The following is a 20,797-nucleotide window of genomic DNA, read 5'->3' as shown; positions in this document are numbered from 1 at the left end:
AAAGCAACTCGCCGAGCACTCTGGAGCCGAGTGCGATGACGATTTGCTTGGCTATCAAGATCCTAGCGCGGCGGGCCTGAAGCAGATTTCAGGCAAGCCGCTCTAGCCCAGCAGCACCGCCACCGGCAGCCGGGCGAACAGCGTGGCGCAGGAGGGGAGATCGGCCAGCCGATCTCCCGACAGGCAATCCGTCCAGCCTTCCAGCGGCAGGCGGTCGGGCAGGACCAGGGTGGTATCGCCCCAGGCCTTGGCCACGGAAGCCCCCTCGCCGGAGAGCGTCATCGTCAGCCGGGGCACGGCGACAAGCAGCGTGGCCTCGCCGTGACGGCGCAGAAAGGCCACCACATGCCCGGCGGCCTTGCCGGTGACGGTCAAAGGCTCGTAGCCGCCTTCAAGGAACAGATCGGGCAGCCGTCGGCGCAAGGCGAGCAGGCGGGTCAGAACCAGCATCTTCGCCGCGCCCGCCGGATCGGCCAGCAGTTTTTCAACGGCGGCCCCGCCAACCCCGGCCAGATCGGCGGCCTTTTCCCGGCGCAGGGCGAAATCCACCGGCCGCCGGTTATCGGGATCGACCAGCGAATCATCCCAAAGCTCGGTCCCCTGATAGGTATCGGGCACCCCGGGAATGGTCAGGCGCAGGGTAAGCTGGGCAAGCGCGGTGGTCCGCCCCGGTCCCTCCAGGTGGGTGACCAGCTCGGCCACCTCGCGGCGGATCTTGGGCGCCGGCTCGCCGGTCAGCGCCCCCACCCCATAAGCCTCCAGCGCCGCTTCATAGTCCTCGTCGGGATCGGTCCACGAGGTATGGGTCTTGGCCTCGCGCGCGGCTTTTCGCATATAGGCCCGCAAACGGTCGAGCAGGGTCGGCGGCACCGGCGCCGTGGCGTCCAACCCCGCCGGCCAGATGCCAACCAGGGTTTGCAAGAACAAGATCTGATCGGCCGGGCTTGGCCAAACCTCGCCTTCGACCGTTTGGCAGAGCGGGGCCAGGATCTCGCGCCAGGCGCTTAGCCGCTCCGCCCATCGCTCGGGACATTCGCTCAGCCCATGCAGACGCGCCCGCACGTCTTCGCCGCGCTTGGTATCGTGGGTCGCCGTCGCCACCAGGGCGCGGGGCAGAAAGCGCTGGCGCTCGGCCATCCCCTGATGGAAGGCCGCCCCATCCAGGGGGGTGAGACCGGGACCACCGCCGACCTCGTTCAAGGAAACCAGCGGCATCACCCGGTAAAAGGTGGTGTCCTCCATGCCCTTGGCCATCACCGGGCCGGTATATTGCTGAACCTTGCGCGCCAGATGCAAGACCGCCACCCGGGGCCGTCCGCCCACTCCCTTGCCCCATTGGCCGGTCAGCACCTCGTCCAGCACGTCATAGAGCGCCCCATGGCTGACGGCGCGGGCCCGCCGCGCCCGGCGGATGGCGGTGGCGATCACCGCGCGGTCCTCGGGCGTCGCCCCCTTGGGCCCGATATAGCTGCGATAGACCGGGAACTGGGCGACGATCTCGCGCAGCGCCCGATTGATGCCGGCGCGGCTGAAATCGCGGGTCTGCGGATCGCGCTTGAGCAGACGGGTGCACTGATCGGTCAGCACCTCGAGCTCGGAGGCCAGTTCCTCGTCCATCACCTGACGCTTGGCTCTCACCGCCACCCGCACCGGATCGGCCGCCTCGTCGCCGACCTCGCGCCGCCACAGGGCGCGCAGGGTTTCCAGCCCGGGGGCGGCAACGAACAGCGTCGAGATTTCGTTCAGGGCGTCATAGCCGGTGGTGCCGGCGGTCGGCCAGTCGCGGCGCAGGGCTTCGCCGTGCTCCAGGATCTTTTCCACATAGACCGGAAAGGCCCCCGGCCGGAACCCCAGGGTCTCGGCAAAGGGCGCGACAAGGCCTTGAAGGCGATCAAGATACTGATGGGGGTCAAGCAGGCCGTCGATATGATCAACCCGCACCCCATGCACCCGGCCGCTGCCGACAAGGTCGCCGATCAGGGCGTGCGAGGCGTCGAAGACCTCCTTCTCCTCGACCCGCAAGCCGGCCAGATCATTGATCTGAAAGAAGCGGCGGTAATTGATCTCATGGCCGGCGATCCGCCAGAACGAGGGCCGGTAATGCTGGTTTTCGAGCAGGGCGTGCAGACGGGTCAGCCCCTTGCCGTCAGTGGCGGCCGGTCCGAACAGCGTGGTCACCGAGGCCAGGGCTGCGGCCAGGGCCGGGGTGGCGGCCGCCTCGCGCAGGCTGCGCTTGAAGGTCTCGCCCCGGGTGCGCTGGGCTTTGCGGCGAATATCGGAGCGCGGGGTGCCGCGCAGCCGCCGGGCCTCGGTCATCAGGGCCGCCGCCTCGGGCAGGGCGACCTCTTTCAGACACAGATCCAGAATAGTGGCATAGGTCGCCGGGCAGACCGGAAAGCGATGCTCGTGGTACCAGATGCTGAACGAGCCGTCGGCGTCATCGAAGCGCGCCACCAGATCGCCGGCATCGAGCACCCGGCCATAGAGATCGCCCAGCACCGGCAGCACCACCTTTTCGCGCAAGCCCGGGGTGGCGGGAAACCAGTCGATATCGAAATAGCCGGCGTAGCGTCCGCCGCGCCCCCATTCCAGCACGTCCAGCCACCAGCCGTTATCAGCCGCACCAATGCCCATGTGATTGGGCACGATGTCGATGATCAACCCCAGGCCGGCGCCGGCCAGCGCCTCGGATAACTGGGCGAAGCCGCGCTCGCCGCCCAGTTCGGGATTGAGCGCGCCATGGTCGATGATGTCATAGCCATGGGTCGATCCCGGCCGCGCCTTGAGAATGGGCGAGGCGTAAAGATGGCTGACCCCCAGATCGCGCAGATAGCCAACCTGGGCGGCGGCATCGGTGAAGGTGAACCCGGCATGGAACTGCAGCCGATAGGTGGCGGTCGGCGCATAGAGATCGGCGGTCATCGGCTCGTCTCCGGCACCAGGGCGAAAAGCACGCTCCACGGACCAAGGGGCGCTTCGGCCCGCTCGCCGCCGTCGCTGCGATAGATCAAATCGGCCTGCGGCGGGGCGCCGGGCAATGATCCGGCCTCGGCAAGCTGGGCCAGCATCAGCAGATCGCGCCCGTCGTCGATCCCCCAGCGCACCGCCAGACCGCCCTCGCCGATGCGCTCGCAGCGTCCGCCCCCCGGCCGCAGCCGGCCCAGCAAGGGCACAATCTTGGCAAAGCGCAGCTCCAGCAGGTGTTTGTGATGGGCCAGCACCGCCGCGCCCGTCGGCTGATCGCGCTCGGACCAGTCGAGCACGCAGGCCCGGGCGGTTTCCGGGGCATTGGGATCGGGAATGCGATCGCGGGTTTCCGGGGTGGAGAATTGGGGGAAGGCGGCGAATTCCCGCCGACGCCCCTCGCGCACCGCCTCGGCCAGATCGCCGTGGAAATCGCAAAAGAACAGGAAGGGCCGCGAGCTCGACCATTCCTCGCCCATGAACAGCATCGGGATCTGCGGCCCGAGCAGCAAGATCGTGCGCAGGGCGCGCAACCGGTCGGGCGCGGCCAGGGTGCTTAATCTTTCCCCCAAAGCCCGATTGCCGATCTGATCGTGGTTCTGCAGAAAGGCGACGAAGGCCGTCGGCGGCAGCGCCGTCGTCGGCTCGCCGCGCGCCATGCCGCCGCGATGGGCCGAGGACTCGCCTTGATAGGCGAAGCCTTCGGCCAGACAACGACCAAGATGGGCCAGCGGCTGGGCGGCGTAATCGGCGTAATAGCCGCCGGTCTCGCCGGTGGCCACCACATGGAAGGCGTGGTGGATATCATCGTTCCACTGGGCGTCATAACGCCCGCGCACCGCCACCACGTCGGTTCCGCCGATCAGCCGGCGGGCTTCATTGGCATCGTTTTCCAGCACCAGATGGACGTGGCGGTCCGCCGGCAAGGCCTCGCGGACGGCCACGGCGATCTCGCCCAGGATATGGCGTTCCTCGGCATCGAGGATGGCGTGGACGGCATCGAAGCGCAGGCCGTCGAAGCGATACTCCTCCAGCCATTGCAAAGCATTGGCCACGAAGAAATCGCGCACCTCGGGCCGTTCGAAATCGATGGCCGCCCCCCAGGGGGTCTGGTGGGCCTGGGTGAAGAAGCTTGGCGCATAGCGCCCCAGCCAATTGCCCTCGGGGCCGAAGTGATTATAGACGACATCAAGAAAAACCATCAGCCCCAGGCCGTGGGCGGCGTCGATCAACGCCTTCAACTGCTCGGGCGTGCCATAGACGCTGTCGGGGGCGAAGGGCAACACGCCGTCATACCCCCAATTGCGTTGACCGACGAAATCGGCCAGCGGCATCAATTCGATGGCGCTAACCCCCAGATCGACCAGATCCCCCAGGCGGGCCCGCGCCCCCTCATAGGTTCCCTTACGGCTGAAGGTGCCCAGATGCAGTTCGTAAAGCACCGTCTCCGCCCAGGGACGGCCTTTCCAGCCGTCGGTCTTCCAGGCATAGCCGCTCGCATCGACCACCTGACTGGGGCCGCCCACGTCCCGGGGCTGGAAGCGCGAGGCTGGATCGGGCACCAGATCGGCGCCATCAATGCGGAAGCGATAAAGCGCCCCGGCGCCGATGCCGCCGACCATGGCGCCAAACCAGCCCTCGCCGCCGGGCACCATGGCGACGGGGCGCGATTCGGCCGCGCCTTCGATAACCACCTCAACCCGTTCGGCGGCGGGGGCCCAGAGCGAAAACCGCACGCCATCGCCCTCGACCCGGGCGCCAAACCGTCTTGTCATGCCGATCTCCCATGGGCGGCGCGGCAGCGCAGCACCTGAAGGCTGCGCCCGGGCAGGGCGCGGATGGTCCCGCCATCCGCTTTGGGCAGACTCGACTGGCCATCCTCGTCCATGGTGTCGATAACGGTTTCCCAACGTCCGCCTTCGGGCAGGGTGAAGACGACCTCGGTGTGGCTGGCGTTGAGCACCAGCAGGAAGGTATCGTCGGTTTGCTGACGGCCCCGGCGATCCAGGTGGGTCAGGCCGGCTTCGCCCGAAAGACGGATGGCCAGGGCCTGACTGACCGAATTGCCCCAATCGGCCTCGGTCATCTCCTCGCCGTCCGGGCGCAACCAGACGACATCCTTGACCTCGGTTCCCGGAATCACCGAGCCGGTAAAGAAGCGGGTGCGGTGGAAGACCACATGTTCGCGGCGCAGGCGCAGCAGGCTGGTCACGAAGGCGATCTGCGAGCGCGCCTTTTCGTCGATGCCGTCCCAGTCCAGCCAGCTTAGGGCGTTGTCCTGGCAATAGGCGTTGTTGTTGCCATTCTGGCTATTGGCGAATTCGTCGCCGGCCAGCAGCATCGGCGTGCCCTGGGAGAGCAAAAGGGTGGCCAGCATGTTGCGCATCTGGCGGCGGCGCAGGGTATTGATCTCCTCGTCGTCGGTCGGCCCCTCGGCGCCGCAGTTCCACGAGTTGTTGTCGTCCGAGCCGTCGCGATTGTCCTCGCCGTTGGCCTCGTTGTGCTTGCCGTTGTAGGAAACCAGATCGGCCAGGGTGAAGCCGTCGTGGGCGGTGATGAAATTGACGCTGGCCCAAGGCCGACGGCCCCGGCGGTTGAAGACATCCGAGGAGGCCGAAAACCGCCCGGCCATCGTCGGCAACAGGCCGTCATCGCCCTTCCAAAACTTGCGAATGGTATTGCGATACTGGTCGTTCCATTCCGCCCACCCCGGCGGAAAGGCGCCGACCTGATAGCCGCCCAGGCCCGTATCCCAGGGCTCGGCGATCAGCTTGACGTGGCTGAGCACGGGGTCCTGGGCCACGGCGTCCAGAAAACCGGCGTGTTCGGTGAAGGGCCCTTCGACCCGGGCCAGGGTGGTCGCCAGATCGAAGCGAAAACCATCGACCCCCATCGCCGTCGCCCAATAGCGCAGCGAGTCCATCACCATGCCCAGAACGCGCGGGTGGCGCAGTTCCAAGGCGTTGCCGGTGCCGGTGAAGTTGTTGTAATGGCGGAGGTCTTCGCCCATCAGATAATAATACGAGCGGTTGTCGATGCCCTTGAACGACAGGGTCGGCCCCAGATGATTGCCCTCGGCGGTGTGGTTGTAGACCACATCAAGGATCACCTCGAGCCCGGCGTCGTGCATCTTCTGGACGAAGGCCTTGAAGGCGGAGGCGGTGCGGCCATGGCCAAGATAGGTGGCATGGGGGGCGAGGAAACCGATCGAATTATAGCCCCAGTAATTGGTCAGCCCGCGATCGATCAGGTGGCGATCTTGCACATAGGCATGGACGGGCAATAGTTCGATGGCGGTCACCCCCAGATCGGTCAGGTAATCGGTGACGCGACGGTGGGCGAGGCCGTCGAAGGTGCCGCGCAGCTCTTCGGGCACCCCCGGGTGGAGCATGGTGAAGCCGCGCGGATGCATTTCGTAGATCACCGTCTCATGCCAGGGATGCGGCTCCATCGACCGCCCCCAGGTAAAGGCCGGATCGACCACCTCGCATTTGGGCATATGGCGGGCCGAGTCGCGGCGATCGAAGGTCAGATCGCCATCGGGATGGCCGAGCTTGTAGGCGAACAGCGCGTCATGCCACAGGATCTCGCCCTTGAGCGATTTGGCGTAGGGGTCGATCAGCAGCTTATTGGCGTTGAAGCGGTGGCCGGCATTGGGATCATAGGGTCCATAAACCCGATAGCCGTACATCTGGCCGGGGCGGATGTCGGGCAGATAACCGTGCCAAATCTCGTCGGTATATTCGGGCAGAACGATGCGGGCGGTTTCCTTGCGGCCCGCCCGGTCGAACAGACAGAGCTCGACCTTTTCGGCATGGGCCGAGAACAAGGCGAAGTTGGTCCCCGATCCATCCCAGGTCGCACCCAGGGGAAAGGGCTGACCCGGCCAAACCAGGGGCGTCGACGGCGCGCTCATCGGGCACCTCGGCGACGGCCAGGGACACACAAGGCGATGCTTTGTGGAAAATTCGTCACGGTGGCCCCCTCGGATTGTTTGCGCGCCACCAACGCGTTTGGCGGTGCGGCGATCCGAAGAGTTGGCTATTTTTGATGAATTTTCCGAAAGGGAAAGGCTGGCGGCCTAATCCGAGCGGGCGGTGCGGAAGGGCAAGGCGATGGTGGGCTGGCGCGGATCGACCTGCCGGCCGTCCACGAACACCTCGTAATAAAGGTGCGGCCCGGTCGCCAGACCGGTTTCCCCGACATAGCCGATGATCTGGCCTTTTCTCACCCGGCTGCCCGGTCGTGCATCCTTGGCATAGCCATCGAGATGGGCATAGGCGGTGGTGACATGGGCGTTATGTTGAACGGTCACCAGCTTGCCGTAGTTGCCCTGATAGCCGGTGGAGAGCACCCAGCCATCGGCCGCGGCCAGCACCGGCGTGCCGGTGGGGGCGCCGAAATCGACGCCTTTGTGGAATTGCGGACGGTTGAGCACCGGATGGATCCGCCAGCCCCAGGTCGAGGTGATGCGCGCCCCGGGCAAAGGCGCGGCCAAAGCCATGGTATTGCCGGTATAGGACGGAGTGGCGCGTTCCGGGGCGAGGGCGGGGGCGGGCTTATGCGCCGGCGCCGGCAGGCCACCCCGGGCCACCACCTGGGTCAGCTTCAGGCGGCCGAAGGACGAATTGGCCGACACGAAGCGATGGAGGGTATCCTTGGGCGGCGCCGGACGGGGGGCGATCACGGCGGCGGTACGGGTGGCGTCGGCCAGCGAAGGGGCGGCGGCCACCGGGGACGGACGGGGCGGCGGCGGTGGCGGGGCGGCGGTCGCCGCCATCATCCTGGCCGGCTTGCCGGCGGCGGGCGGCACCACCGGGGCGGCGGCTAGGGCGGCGGGCTGGGCGGCGGGTTGGGGCGTCGGCATCGCCAAGGCCGGCGACGAGGCGGCGCGACTGGCCTTGAAGCGGCCGGTCTTATCCAGAACCAGGGTCAGCGGTTTCTGGCCGGCGCAGATCACCTTGGCCATCAGCAGCCGGGGCTTGGCCTCCTTTGACCATGTCAGGCTGACGGTATCGTCGCGATCAAGGCGCGGGCGGTCTTTTTGGGCATTGAAGCTATCGACCAGGGCGGCGCGGTCGTTGTTGTCGACCCCGGCCCGGGTGACCAGATCCCAAAAGTTATCGCCGGGGCGGACCACGAAATCCTTCTGGGTCGCCACATCCTTGACCGCCAGAGTCTTGACCACCGGCCCCTTTTTGAGCGGCGCCGGTTCGACGCCGACACCCTTGGCCGTGGGAGTCGATGGCGGAAGCGGCGGCACCTTGGCCGCGGCCGAAGCCAGCGTCGGGACAACAAGGGCGGCGGCAAGGGCGAGGCCCAGCAGAGGCGAAGAGGTCATGAGCGGCCCGGTGGTTGGATTCTGGGGGAAAACACGCGGAAGGCGCTACGGCAGGACTGACCCGCCAACCATACCCTTCCGCTTGGCCCCTGTCGACCGGGATGCACCCCCATCAAGACGGATATTCGACCAGAGCGCGTGGATGAAATCCAAGGGGAACAGGATTTTCCGGTCTTTCCTTCGCCAGATGGATGAAAGCCGCCCTCGCCTCGCCGATACCGGGCTGAAAACGCGAAAAAGGCCGGATTTCGGCGTCCGGCCTTTTTGCACTGATACTTAGGAGGAGGATAGCAGCTACGAAACGCTCAGTTTTGGCTCCCCCATGACATCGGAACCCGAAATGGCCTTGTCAAGGAGGTCCAGCATTTCTTCGATGCCAAAAAGTGCGATGAAACTTCCCATGCGCGGTCCCTGGTCCTGACCAAGCAGCACCTGATAGAGAACCTGGAACCAGGCCTTGAGATCGCCCAGCCCCTCGTGGCGCTTGCCCACCTCGTAAACGGCGGTCTGCGCCGCCTCGGCCTCGACCGGCCTGGGCAGGGCGGTGAGTACGGCCCGCAGATCGACAAGCGCGGTGATCTCTTCGGCCGTCGCCTTGCGATAGGCCTTCTGGGGCAGCACGAAATCCCGGTAATAGGTGATGGCGCGTTCGACCAGCACCGCCAGCATCGGAGCGCTTTCGGGCGTGGCGCCAGGCGCATAGCGGCTGATGTAATGCCAGAGCACCGCCGGATTGTCCGAATTGCAGACACTGACCAGATTGAGCAGGATCGAATAGGACAGATGGGCCTTTTCCACCGGCGGCCGGCCGCCGTGGATATGCCAAGCCGGGCTGGACAACTGGGTCTTCTCGTCCTGCCCGGGGAATTTCTCGACGAAGGTCAGATACTCGTCGACGGCGCGCGGGATCACGTCGAAGTGCAGGCGCTTGGCGGTCTGGGGCTTCTGGTACATGAACAGGGCCAGACTTTCGGGATTGGCGTAGCGCAGCCAATCCTCGACCGACAGGCCGTTGCCCTTGGACTTGGAAATCTTCTGCCCCTGACCATCCAGGAACAATTCATAGGTCAGGCTTTGCGGCGGCTCGCCACCCAGAATACGGCAGATGCGGCTCGACAGCTTGACGCTGTCGATCAGATCCTTGCCCGACATTTCGTAATCGACGCCCAGGGCATACCAGCGCGTGCCCCAATCGGCCTTCCATTGCAGCTTGCAGGCGCCGCCGGTGACCTTGGTCTCGATCTCCTTGCCGTCCTCGCGCCGGTAAACCAGCGTTCCGGCCTTCACGTCGGTCGACACCACCGGAACCTGAAGAACCACCCCGGTCTCGGGGCAGATCGGCAGGAAGGGCGAATAGGTGGCGCGGCGTTCCTCGCCCAGCGTCGGCAGCACCACGTCGCGGATGGCGTCGTGGCATTCCAGCACGCGCAGCAGGGCGCCATCGAAACGGCCCGAGGTATACCAGTCGGTGGCCGATTGGAATTCATACTCGAAGCCGAAAGAATCAAGGAAGGCGCGCAGCCGGGCGTTGTTGTGCTGGCCGAAGCTGGGATGGGTGCCGAAGGGATCGGGAATGCGGGTCAGCGGCTTGCCGAGATGGGGGCGCACGACCTCCTTATTGGGGATGTTGTCGGGAACCTTGCGCAGACCGTCCATATCGTCGGAAAAAGTGAACAGCCGGGCCGGCATCTCGGGGGCGATCACCCGAAAGGCGTTGCGAACCATGGTGGTGCGCACAACCTCGCCAAAGGTGCCGATATGGGGCAGCCCCGAGGGGCCATAGCCGGTTTCGAACAGAACATAGCCCTTTTCCGGCAAGGTCCCCTTCAACCGTTTTTCCAGCAACGCGCGCGCCTCCTGGAACGGCCAGGCGGAGGAGGACAGCGCCAGGGCGCGGTCCTGGGCGGGCGGAACAAGAGACATCATCGGCATGAAGGCGGTCCGCAAGTTCGAGAAAAGGGGCTGTAGAGGCTAGGGCTCGGCCGGCCAAGCGTCAAGGACCGGCGCGCGATCGCGGCGAATCGACATCACCCACGCCGTCCAGGCACGGGCCCAAACCCGGCTCACCGGCCGGGGCACAGAATTTCGCATAGTCTCGGCATACGCTCGTGGAGCCCGATCCCCACTCTGTTTGCGTAGCCGTTCGACACCGTTCGAGATCGTTTCGACATAGATCTCGAACAGAGGTGGCATCACATTGATGAGCTTGGGCAACTCGAAAATGCGATGTTTGATTAGATTCTGCAAAGCCAGATCTCGTGCCGGTCCGCTGACCCACGCAACTGTCGCGAGGGAGGCTGTAAAATGGAATTCGTCGGGTTGATCTAGAGCCATGTGTCCAATCGCTCGACGACGCCCTCTATGATCCGCCACATCGGAAGATATCGGACATTGCGTCTCTCACAATTGGCCGCGTCGAGGTGTCCGAATGGCAATGGAGCTGCGATGCTGCCAGCTCGAGTGATATTGAGGACGGCGACGATTTCGAGGTGAAAAATACAACAAAAAAGTGTACTCTTCATAGTGTGATATTTAGAAATATTTGATGAAAACCTCGGGGGCGGAAATGGCGCATAATATTGCAGACATGACTCTCGATGAGGTGGTGCTAGATCTGATCGGGGGAAAGGTCTTGCATATTGCTGGGGGAGAGGAATTTTCCCTACCGTTAAACGACAGCCGCGCCATCCTCGCCTTCTACAACAAAGACCGCAAAGCGTATTGGAATCCGGACAAGGACACTTCGATTCAGGACGGCGAAGTGGACCGTGTACTTGCCGCGCTAGATATTGTGCCTAAGGTCGTAGTCGAGCCAGCCAAGGCAGCGCCAATTTTTCAGAAATGGAAACTCGTAAGGATCGATGCACACCGCTTCCGCGGTCTGCATCGGCACTGTGCCGAAGGAGGCATAGATCCAAAGCCGTTCGAGCTTGAGCTTTCGGCACCTGCCACCCTGTTTCGAGGGTTTAATGGGGCAGGCAAGACCTCTCTCGTGAGTGCGGTTTGTTGGTGCCTGACGGGATTGGGGCACCGTTCGCAGGGGCTGCCGGCTCCGTTGCACGAATGCATTGCGGTGCAAGTCGCGAGTGACGACGACGAAGCGGAGAAGATCGGCTTCGACATCCCGACGATCGTGCCAATTCCGACAGAGCAAGAGCTGGTGGCTGTCGATGGCGTACCAAAGGTCGATACATGGGTTCGGCTCTCTCTCCGATCGCTAATCGATGGGCGGGAAGTCACTGTTGAGCGCCACCTACAGCGGGATGGGAAAAAAGCGTTCAAGACGGTCGCGGTAGGTTTGGAGAAATTGGGTTTGCCAGACTTAGCGCTTCAGGTCGGGACCCTGATGCCTGGAATTGCCGCTGCGACCCGTTTCGACGACAAGACCACGCTATCACAGGCTGTCTCGACGCTGACCGGTTTGCGGCCTTTGGCGCATTTCGGAACGCGTAGCGGGCGTCTGCACGATCGACTAACTGATAAGTATCAAAAGTTGGCAAAGCAGGAAAAAGAAACCAGCGAGACGGCGACTGAAGCGCAGAAGCGGACCCTCGACGATCTTCTTAAGAAAGGCGAAGATTTGCCGAATCTCGATTGCGTCGTCCTCCCTAACGACAGCGATCCTGAGGCTTGGGCGACCGGCCTCCAAGAAGCCGAAAAGCGTCTGAAGGCTGTTGAGGACAAGGCGGCCGAAGAGGCAGCGTTGATCCTGGGGACATTGCCGCCGCTAACATCAGATGCGGAGATCAAGCGGTTTGGTGACGCACTGACAGCCGCTAAAAACTGTTTCAGCGGTCCCGCCTTAAAGGGATTACCATCAATTCAGCTGGTCGCGAAGCTTGGTGAGCTTCAGGAAGCGGATCTCAGCGCAGCTGCAAGCGTGCTGGAAGGCGTTGAGAGTGAGGCGAAGAAACTGGTCGAGCGTCTATCTGACGCCGATCGCTCGGATCGGCTGCGTCTCTACGGTCTCGTGGCTAAATGGCATGAAACAGTGCATCCGGGGCACGCTTTTTCCGCGTGTCCGGTCTGCGATCGTGATCTCACCCAACCCGGGGCGATTCCAAGGGACGCCTTGCTCGACCAGTCCGTAGCGGACGCCTTAGAACAGGCGCGGAAAGCGGATACCGCGCTTATAAAGACTGCATCCGAATGGGAGCGAGACGCCATGCGCGCACTCCGCGGACAATTGCCTGCAGGTTTGCAGCCTTTTGTGTCCGACAACGTGCCGGATGATCTTTCGACGATCTATATGACTGGGCTCTCGAAAGAGATATTCGATCAACCAGATTTCCCTTCTGTCCTTCGCAGCATGGCTCCGAGCATTGCCGAACTGTGTCGTGTTGCTTGGGCGAAAGCCCCTGAGCGAGCACCGCTGCCGAATGCAGCGATACCGCCAGAGATTCCCGACAACGAAGGCCTACGAAACGCCATCAAGAAGGTCCGACGCGCTATAAACCTCGCCATGTATCGCGCCGCGAACGCGGATTTCGCAAAGTCGGCTGTCAGGGGCGTCATCCTCTCAGAGGTGCAAGAGACAGGAATCCAAGCCAATCAGCGTTCGGTGGTGGGACAGCTAAGCGTTCTCAAGGCTTACCTTGACGCGGCGACTGTTTTCGCCAGCGTGCGCCGTCAGCTTGACCAGATCAAGCTGACGTGCGGGAAGTGGAAGTCAGCTTGTGATCGGATCGAAAAGCTTGATCGAGCTGCGAAGGCGGTTGAGCCGTTCAAGCGTTTTCCGGCCCTTGTTCATGATCAGGTCTCCGGACTTATTCTCAGTCTCGATTCACAGGCGACCGCTTGGTCGCAACGGATGTACAAGGCGCAGTTTCTGCAGGCGCCAGCCTACGCTGGCTTGGATCCCGCCAAGAGCGATGGCTTCACGTTCCTGGCGGCACAGGGCAAGCATTTGGTAGAGGCGCATCATGTGATGAACGCCTCAGCTCTTCGAGCTTACCTATCGGCATTTGTGCTCGCGTTGTGGCAGCAGGTCTGGGCGAGATATGGAGGGATTTCGACAGTTTTGATGGATGATCCGCAGGATTTGCTCGATCCGGGCAATGTCGCCAATCTGGCCGCGACCATCCCGCACCTCATTGCGGCGGAAATGAACCCGCTTGTCTTGAGCAATGATTTTGGTTTTATCCCCGCCATTGAGGCATTTGTCTCCGCGAATGCTACAGTCGGCCAGAAGAAACGTACTGAGGTGTGGGAGTTTTCTGCGATATCGACTTCGAAATGCACCGTAAGTCTTGCGCCCGTTGCGGATGAAGCCCGGCTGCGCTGCGAGCACTGGCAGAAGACCGACGTGAACGATGTTACGCTTGCACGAGCATTCGTTCACCTCGTCCGTGTCCGCATTGAGATCAAGCTCTGGGATCTCCTGGCGTCAGATCCCGCGACCCTGAAAGATCCGACGCTGAACGATCTCCTCAGTAAGATCGCCAATGCGCGGAACCGAGGCGAACGGCCTTTCAATGAAGAGCCGTTCCGAAAGCTTATTAATCTACCTCAACTGAAGGCTGGTGCACCATTTCGAGATGCGATCAATAAGGCTCATCACGGCAAGGCGGATCAACTCACGCCAGTCGATGCGGATGTCGTCCGCCAAGGCTACGAGGATGTCTTTGCCGCAATTGACGCCTGTTGGCTTGCCTATGCCAGGTTCATGGGCCGTTTGCCGCCAGATCAAGCAGTGGCGGAGGCTACGAAAGCTCCTACCGGACCGAGCATCGTCCCTTTTTCGATCGCGCCTCTATCCGTTATTGGACGGCTTGCTGCTCACGAGAGCGGGGCACCGCTCACAAGCATCGAGGACGCAAAGGACAAGTTCGATCTTGCAGGAATGGGTGACGTTTCGCTTTTCACGCTTCGAGCGCCGACGCTGGGCCTGGTGGCTTTTCCCGGACAGACGTTAATCGTGTCGCTGACCGCTGATGTCCGCAACGGTGACTTCGCGGTTGTTCAAACTCCTGGCAAGACTTATGCGCGCCGAATCGGCATGGACAAGGCAGATCCGTCGAGGATTGCCTTGGAAAGCATGCCATCGACCAATTCGCGAGTGCCACAGACACACTTCGTTCAGAGGAGCAGCGCGACGCTGAACAAGATCGTCGGTGTCTTGTTCGACGAAACGGTACCGGCAAAATCCCAGGACGAAGCGATCCCGGCGACGACGTCCGCCATCCTCTCCCAAGTGATTGCTGCTGCGGTCGTTGCAGGCGATAGCGCCTTCCCGGTAGCGCCGGACAAAGGACATGTGCTGCTTGGACGGGCGCCTGAGATCTCCCAGTTGGCGGGACGAATTTTGGCTGTCGTAACGCGACAGGACGTTCATGCGTCGGAACACTTCGCCTATCTCAAACGGCTCGGGAAACAGATGCCGGGAAATTCCTCGGTCTACTACTTGGAGAATGTTGGTCAGACTGGTGAGGGCGAATTTGTGCAATTTCCGGGGTCGGGCGGCGGGGTCGTCGGCGTCTCCATTGTCGACGATATGTGGAAGGTGCATGGGACAATTTTCTGAAAATCGGGCCTTTTCCTGATTAATTAGTCGAGTGTTTTCGGCCTGTTTGGACAAACGGATGAAAGGCCGCGCACCGAGCGATTTGTTCGGCAAAGACGGCATTCTTTCGGCATTGACGAAAGCTCTGGACGAGGAGCGCGCAGTCCCATCCGATGACGGCGCCAGCCAAAAAACCGTGATAACCGACAGCGGTAAGGTGGTTCTGGACATCCCGCAGGATCGCAACGGCCCATTCGATCCCTTGTTGATCGGCAAGTATCAGCGGCGGCCATCCTGCCCGACGGGACGCGCGACGGTCTGGGCCTGTGGTTTCAGGCCAACGAAGGGGCGAAGTTCTGGGCCAAGGTGTTGAACGATCTGAGAAACCGGGGCGTCCAAGATATCTTGATCGCTGTCGTCGATGGGCTCATGGGCTTCCCCCAGGCCATCAAGGCGGCGTTTCCTCAAACCCAGATCCAGACCTGCGTGCTCCACCTCCTGCGCCATTCTCCATGAGTTTTGCCAGCGACAAGGACCGCAAGGCCGTCGCTGCGGCCCTCAAGGCCGGTCTACACCGCCGTCGACGCCGAGGCCACAGGGGCTGCCCTAGCAGCGCGCGGGAGCATTTTCCCAGCGATGACGCCGCCGCGAAGTTGATCTATCTGGCGCTCAATGCGACCAGCACCGAGTGGAAGCGAGCGGTCCTCGAGTGGCACGCCGTCAAAAGCTAGTTCGTCATCATGTTCGAAGATCGCTTACCGATGGCGTAACCGTCACGCCGGGGCACAGAATTCCGCACAGTCTCGGGGCAAGGGATCGCCGGTCATACCTTGCGCTCAAAGAGCGGATGAGCGAGTCGGCAAGAAGACGCGGCCCCTTGGAAACAAAACTGTCATATTTCACGGCCAAACCCGAGAGAGATCGGCACCTTTCTCAAAAGTGGTAAAACTACATTGACTTTACCGCTTTTTAGGCTTGGACTACGCCCGCCATCCTTACCATGCCACCGACGCCTTCCTTCCAGACTTCGACGACATATTCGTGACACTTGGGAGAAACACGCATGTTTCTGAAATATGTGCTGCGTTCAACGGTCGCGGTTCTTGCGCTGACCGCGGCGACGCAGGCCGCCTCGGCCCAGACCCCTGAGGCCCTGGTCGCCGCCGCCAAGAAGGAAGGCCAACTGACGGTCATCGCCCTGCCCCGCGACTGGTGCGGCTATGGCGCGCTGATCGACGGCTTCAAGGCCAAATACGGCCTTACGGTCAATGAACTCAATCCCGACGCCGGATCGGGCGACGAACTCGAGGCCATCCGCGCCAACAAGGGCAATACGGGCGCCCAGGCCCCCGATGTCATCGACGTCGGCCTGTCCTTCGGTCCGGCGGCCAAGGCCGAAGGCCTGCTCCAGCCCCATAAGGTCGCGACCTGGGACAGCATTCCCGATAGCGCCAAGGATGGCGAAGGCTTCTGGTATGGCGATTACTACGGCGTGCTGGCCTTCCAGGTGAACAAGGACCTGATCGAAAAGAGTCCGACCGACTGGAAGGACCTGCTTGATCCGGCCTATGCCAATTCCGTGGCTCTGGCCGGCGATCCGCGGGCGTCCAATCAGGCGATCCAGGCGGTCTATGCCGCCGGCGTCGAGGCCGGCGGCGGCGATGCGGTCAAGACCGCCGAGGAAGGGCTGAAGTTCTTCGCCGCTCTGCACAAGACGGGCAATTTCGTGCCGGTGATCGGCAAGGCCGCCTCGCTGGCCCAGGGCTCGACCCCGATCATCCTGCGCTGGGATTATACCGCCCTGGCCGATCGCGACACCTTGAAGGGCAATCCGCCCGTCGATGTGGTGATCCCGCAAAGCGGCGTGGTCGCCGGCGTCTATGTCCAGGCGATCAGCGCCTATGCCCCCCACCCCAATGCCGCCAAGCTGTGGATGGAATACCTTTATTCCGACGAAGGCCAAGTGGGCTGGCTGAAGGGCTATTGCCACCCCATCCGCTTCAACGCCCTGGCCAAGGCCGACAAGATCCCCGCCGATCTTCTGGCCAAGCTGCCCCCGGCCTCGGCCTATGAAAAGGCCATCTTCCCCAGCCTCGACGATCAGAACGCCTCGAAGGCGGTGATCACCGAAAAATGGGACAGCGTCGTCGGCGCCTCCGTGAAATAATCCCGTCTTGCGGGTGTCGGCCAGACACGACCTTCGCGGCCCCCGTGGCCTTGCGGTTGGTCTGGCCGACCCCGTTGGTCCTTGTCGTTCCTTTCCGGCGGTCCGCCCGATATGTCCGATCCCGCCACCAAAGCCCGCCAGGGATTGCGCTTCCTGGGCGTGGTCCCCTTCTTCGCCTATGCCGCCCTGTTCTTGTTGGCGCCCACCGCCTTTCTGGTGATCGGCGCCTTCCAGAACCAGGAGGGCGGCTTCACGCTGGACAACCTGTTCAACCTCGCCAATCCGACCATCGTCGCCGCCTATTGGATCAGCATCAAGGTCAGCGCCGCCTCGGCGATCGGCGGCGCGGTGATCGGCCTACTGATCGCCCAGGCCGCCGTCAATGGCGGGCTTCCCGGCTGGATCCGCCCGACCCTGTTCACCTTTTCCGGGGTGGCCTCGAACTTCGCCGGCATTCCCCTGGCCTTCGCCTTTCTCGCCACCCTTGGCCGCACCGGCCTAGTCACCGCCCTGCTCAAAAGCTGGTTTGGCGTCAACCTTTATGCCAGCGGCTTCAATCTGCTGGGCTTCTGGGGGCTGACGTTGACCTATCTCTATTTCCAGATCCCGCTGATGGTGCTGATCATCAGCCCGGCCCTGGAAGGCCTGCGCCGCGAATGGCGCGAGGCGGCGGCGACCCTGGGGGCGGGGGATATCGAATACTGGCGGCGCATCGCCTTGCCGATCCTGTGGCCGAGCGTTTTGGGGGCGACGCTTTTGCTGTTCGCCAACGCCTTCGGCGCCATCGCCACCGCCTATGCGCTGACCGGCAGTTCGCTCAATATCGTCACCATCTTGCTGTACGCCCAGATTCGCGGCGATGTTCTGCACGACAAGAACCTGGGCTATGCCCTGGCCCTGGGCATGATCTTCATCACCGGGCTGTCGAACGTGCTCTATATCTGGCTGCGCGGGCGAGGCGAACGCTGGTTGCGCCGCTCATGAAAAAGATCTGGCCCTGGCTCGCCATCGTCTTTGGCGCCTCGTATTTCATCTTGCCGCTGGTCTCGACCATCGAGTTTTCGCTGCGCATGCGCCGGGGGGAATATTCCTTCGATGCCTATCGGGTTATTTTCGACGATCCGCTGTTCATCGCCAGCTTCGGCTATTCCACCCTGCTCGGGCTGGCGGCCATCGGCGTCGGCGTCGGGCTTTGCCTGCCCACGGCCTATTGGGTTCAGCTCAAGCTGCCGCGCCTGCGGCCGATCGTCGAGTTCATCACGCTGATGCCGCTGGTCATTCCGGCGATCGTCATCGTCTTTGGCTATCTGCGCGTCTACAACAGCTCGTCGCTGATCCCCTTCACCGCCAGCGATCGCGGCACCGATATCCTGCTCGCCTTCGCCTATGTCACCCTGGCCCTGCCCTATATGTACCGGGCCATCGACACCGGGCTGCGCAGCATCGACATCCGCACCCTGACCGAGGCGGCCGAAAGCCTGGGGGCGAGCCGGCTCACCATCTTGCTGCGCGTCATCTTGCCCAATATCCGCACGGCGATCCTCAGCGGTTCCTTCGTCACCTTCGCCATCGTCATCGGCGAATTCACCGTGGCCAGTCTTCTCAATCGCCCGGGCTTCGGCCCTTATTTGCAGCTTATCGGCGCCAATCGCGCCTATGAACCCGCCGCCCTGGCGATGATCGCCTTCGCCGCGACCTGGGCGGCGATGGGGCTGATGCAATGGGTCGGCCGGCCGCCGCGGGCGAAAAAATCCAGCCCCTGAAAACCCCGACCGCCCTACCATACTGAGATTGAAGCAAATCGTCGTCGCAGTCTGATGCAGAATGCTCGGGATTTGCTCTAGCGGAGCCTCGACGAACAGCATGGCCTATCTCGATCTCAAGGACCTTCACAAAGCCTTCGGCGCCGCCCGGGTGGTTTCCGACTTCACCTTGGCGGTGGAGCGGGGCGAGTTCGTCTCGTTCCTTGGCCCCTCGGGCTGCGGCAAGACCACGGTCTTGCGGATGATCGGCGGCTTTGAAACGCCGTCCTCGGGCAGGATCCTAATCGACGGACAGGATGTCACCGCCCTGACCCCGGCGCGGCGCAAGGTCGGCATGGTCTTCCAGGCCTATGCGCTGTTTCCCAATCTGACGGTGGCCGAGAACGTCGCCTTCGGTCTGAAAGTGGCGCGCGAACCCGCCAGTCAGACCGCCCGGCGGGTCGATGAAATGCTGGAGCTGATCAAACTGCCCCAGCTCAAGGACCGCTATCCCTATCAGCTGTCGGGCGGTCAACAGCAGCGCGTCGCCCTGGCCCGGGCCCTGGCCGTGCGCCCGAAGATCTTGCTGCTCGATGAGCCGCTTTCGGCGCTCGACGCCAAGATCCGCGTGTCGTTGCGCGAGGAGATCCGGGCGGTTCAGCGCGAATTGGGGATCACCACGGTTTTCGTCACCCATGACCAGGAGGAGGCCCTGTCGATGTCGGACCGGGTGGTGGTCATGCACAACGGCCGGGCCGATCAGGTCGGCGCCCCCTTCGAGATCTACAACGCCCCGAAAACCCGCTTCGTCGCGTCGTTCGTCGGCACCTTGAACCTGCTCGAGGGCGTTGCCCTCGCCCCCGACCGCCTGACCATCGAAGGCCAGGGCATCACGACGACGCGCGGGCTGGCGGGCGCGGCGGTGGGGGCGACGGTCAGCCTCGCCCTGCGCCCCGAGGCCATCGGCCCGCTGCCCACGCCCGAGCGCACCAACAAGCTGGAGGCGACGGTGGTCGATGTCGGGTTTCAAGGGGCCCTGGTGCGGGTCAAGGTGGCGGTGGGGCGCCAGAGCCTAACCTATGTGACCTTCAACGCCCCCAACAGCCCGCCGCCCGAACGCGGCACGGCGCTGACTCTGTGGTTCGGTCCCGATGATGTTCTAGTGCTCGCCGACGAGGCATAGACCTGAGAGGCCAGCACATCGTCGTCGCGTTCTGGCTTTGGGCGCCTATTCGGCGCGGTTGGCCATGTCCTGGGCCAGGGTGCGCAAGCGATGGGCCATCTGGCGCATGACGCGGGCGATCACCGGGCTGGCCGATTTCAACTGGGCGCGGAAGGCCTCGTTGGAGACGCGCACCAGGGTCGCCTCCATCGCCACCCGCGCCGTCGCCATGCGCGGATGACCATCGATCAGCGCCATTTCGCCAAAGACCTCTCCGGCGCCGACGGTTCCGATCACCGCTTCGCTACCGTCGGGGCGGCGGACGATCATGTCGACAAGGCCCGATTCAACCAGATAGACGCCATCGGCGGCGTCGCCTTCGCGAAACACCACGGCGCCTTCGGGAAATTCGGCGCGATTGGGCCCGGGAACCTGGACCCCTTCGGATTGGGACAAGACTCGACCTCCGGGCTTGCGGGAGCGGCAGGCGAAAAGAGGATAGCGGTTTTCCGCGCCATCGCCGCTCTAAAATAAGGCCTCCGGGTTAAAGGGGCCCCCTTCAACACGGTTCGACCCAGGCTTTCTACTTGCGGTTTTTGGCGATGATCAGCAAATCAAGCGCCCGATTCAAGTGCCGGGGAAACTGCCACCACGCCGGCGGACCGCTCGGCGCTTCGTTCGTCGAAGGCCGATGCAGCGTATAAAGCTGCCATAGACACAAACCGATAACGCCGCCAAAGAACAAGACGAGTTCAATAATGATAAGGATATCCATTTTCTGGATCCTCTTGTTGCAAGGGAGAACGTCAGCCTGGGCGCCCGTTACACCACGTCCGGGGATACGATCGCATCCCGCGCCATCACGGCTCTCTCTGATAGATTTTGCTCTAGACCAAATTTCACAATAAGCGGGCGCCAA

The 20,797-nt window shown here is 63.0% G+C and carries 12 protein-coding genes and 1 pseudogene; 6 read left to right on the top strand and 7 right to left on the bottom strand.

All coding sequences use genetic code 11. The features are described from left to right. Positions 1-102: 102 nt before the first annotated feature. The 5 genes from treY to RRU_RS02640 all read right to left on the bottom strand — a co-directional run bounded on the left by treY (position 103) and on the right by RRU_RS02640 (position 10,237). Positions 103-2,922, bottom strand: coding sequence for a malto-oligosyltrehalose synthase (gene treY, locus RRU_RS02660; RefSeq protein WP_011388265.1), 2,820 nt, complete (start codon positions 2,920-2,922; stop codon positions 103-105). Further along, on the bottom strand, positions 2,919-4,739 hold the full coding sequence (gene treZ, locus RRU_RS02655; RefSeq protein WP_011388264.1) for a malto-oligosyltrehalose trehalohydrolase: 1,821 nt from the start codon (positions 4,737-4,739) through the stop codon (positions 2,919-2,921). Before treZ ends, treY begins: the two co-directional genes overlap by 4 nt. After that, positions 4,736-6,880: a glycogen debranching protein GlgX gene (gene glgX, locus RRU_RS02650; RefSeq protein ID WP_011388263.1), complete on the bottom strand. Its 2,145-nt coding sequence runs from the start codon at positions 6,878-6,880 to the stop codon at positions 4,736-4,738. The genes treZ and glgX overlap by 4 nt, the downstream gene beginning before the upstream one ends. Positions 6,881-7,045: 165 nt before the next feature. Beyond that, on the bottom strand, positions 7,046-8,305 hold the full coding sequence (locus RRU_RS02645) for a M23 family metallopeptidase (protein WP_011388262.1): 1,260 nt from the start codon (positions 8,303-8,305) through the stop codon (positions 7,046-7,048). 294 nt (positions 8,306-8,599) lie between these two features. Continuing rightward, complete coding sequence (locus RRU_RS02640) at positions 8,600-10,237, bottom strand: lysine--tRNA ligase (protein ID WP_014625957.1); 1,638 nt, start codon at positions 10,235-10,237, stop codon at positions 8,600-8,602. Positions 10,238-10,850: 613 nt separating this feature from the next. On the opposite strand from RRU_RS02640, the gene RRU_RS02635 reads away from it, so the two are divergent. The 6 genes and pseudogenes from RRU_RS02635 (at position 10,851) to RRU_RS02610 (ending at position 19,899) form a co-directional block, all read left to right on the top strand. Further along, a complete protein-coding gene (locus tag RRU_RS02635; protein WP_011388260.1) occupies positions 10,851-14,828 on the top strand; it encodes an AAA family ATPase in 3,978 nt (1,325 codons plus the stop codon). 58 nt (positions 14,829-14,886) lie between these two features. Then, positions 14,887-15,538, top strand: a pseudogene (locus tag RRU_RS02630) (transposase). 332 nt (positions 15,539-15,870) lie between these two features. Next, the gene (locus RRU_RS02625) at positions 15,871-16,974 is read left to right on the top strand and encodes an ABC transporter substrate-binding protein (protein ID WP_011388259.1); all 1,104 of its coding nucleotides are present in this window, start codon (positions 15,871-15,873) and stop codon (positions 16,972-16,974) included. 111 nt (positions 16,975-17,085) lie between these two features. Beyond that, positions 17,086-17,958, top strand: a complete 873-nt coding sequence (locus RRU_RS02620; protein ID WP_011388258.1) for an ABC transporter permease — start codon at positions 17,086-17,088, stop codon at positions 17,956-17,958. Then, positions 17,955-18,737: an ABC transporter permease gene (locus tag RRU_RS02615; protein WP_011388257.1), complete on the top strand. Its 783-nt coding sequence runs from the start codon at positions 17,955-17,957 to the stop codon at positions 18,735-18,737. Before RRU_RS02620 ends, RRU_RS02615 begins: the two co-directional genes overlap by 4 nt. A gap of 100 nt (positions 18,738-18,837) precedes the next feature. Continuing rightward, complete coding sequence (locus tag RRU_RS02610; protein WP_014625955.1) at positions 18,838-19,899, top strand: ABC transporter ATP-binding protein; 1,062 nt, start codon at positions 18,838-18,840, stop codon at positions 19,897-19,899. A 45-nt stretch (positions 19,900-19,944) separates the two neighbouring features. Here the strand turns inward: RRU_RS02610 and RRU_RS02605 are convergent, their stop codons facing one another. After that, positions 19,945-20,334: a Crp/Fnr family transcriptional regulator gene (locus RRU_RS02605; protein WP_011388255.1), complete on the bottom strand. Its 390-nt coding sequence runs from the start codon at positions 20,332-20,334 to the stop codon at positions 19,945-19,947. Between the two features lie 127 nt (positions 20,335-20,461). Continuing rightward, on the bottom strand, positions 20,462-20,653 hold the full coding sequence (locus tag RRU_RS02600) for a hypothetical protein (protein WP_014625954.1): 192 nt from the start codon (positions 20,651-20,653) through the stop codon (positions 20,462-20,464). Positions 20,654-20,797: the final 144 nt, after the last annotated feature.

The organism is Rhodospirillum rubrum ATCC 11170, from assembly GCF_000013085.1.
GTDB lineage: Bacteria > Pseudomonadota > Alphaproteobacteria > Rhodospirillales > Rhodospirillaceae > Rhodospirillum > Rhodospirillum rubrum.
The sequence above is the reverse complement of the archived record's forward strand: the minus strand, read 5'-3'. Positions and strand labels throughout refer to the sequence as shown.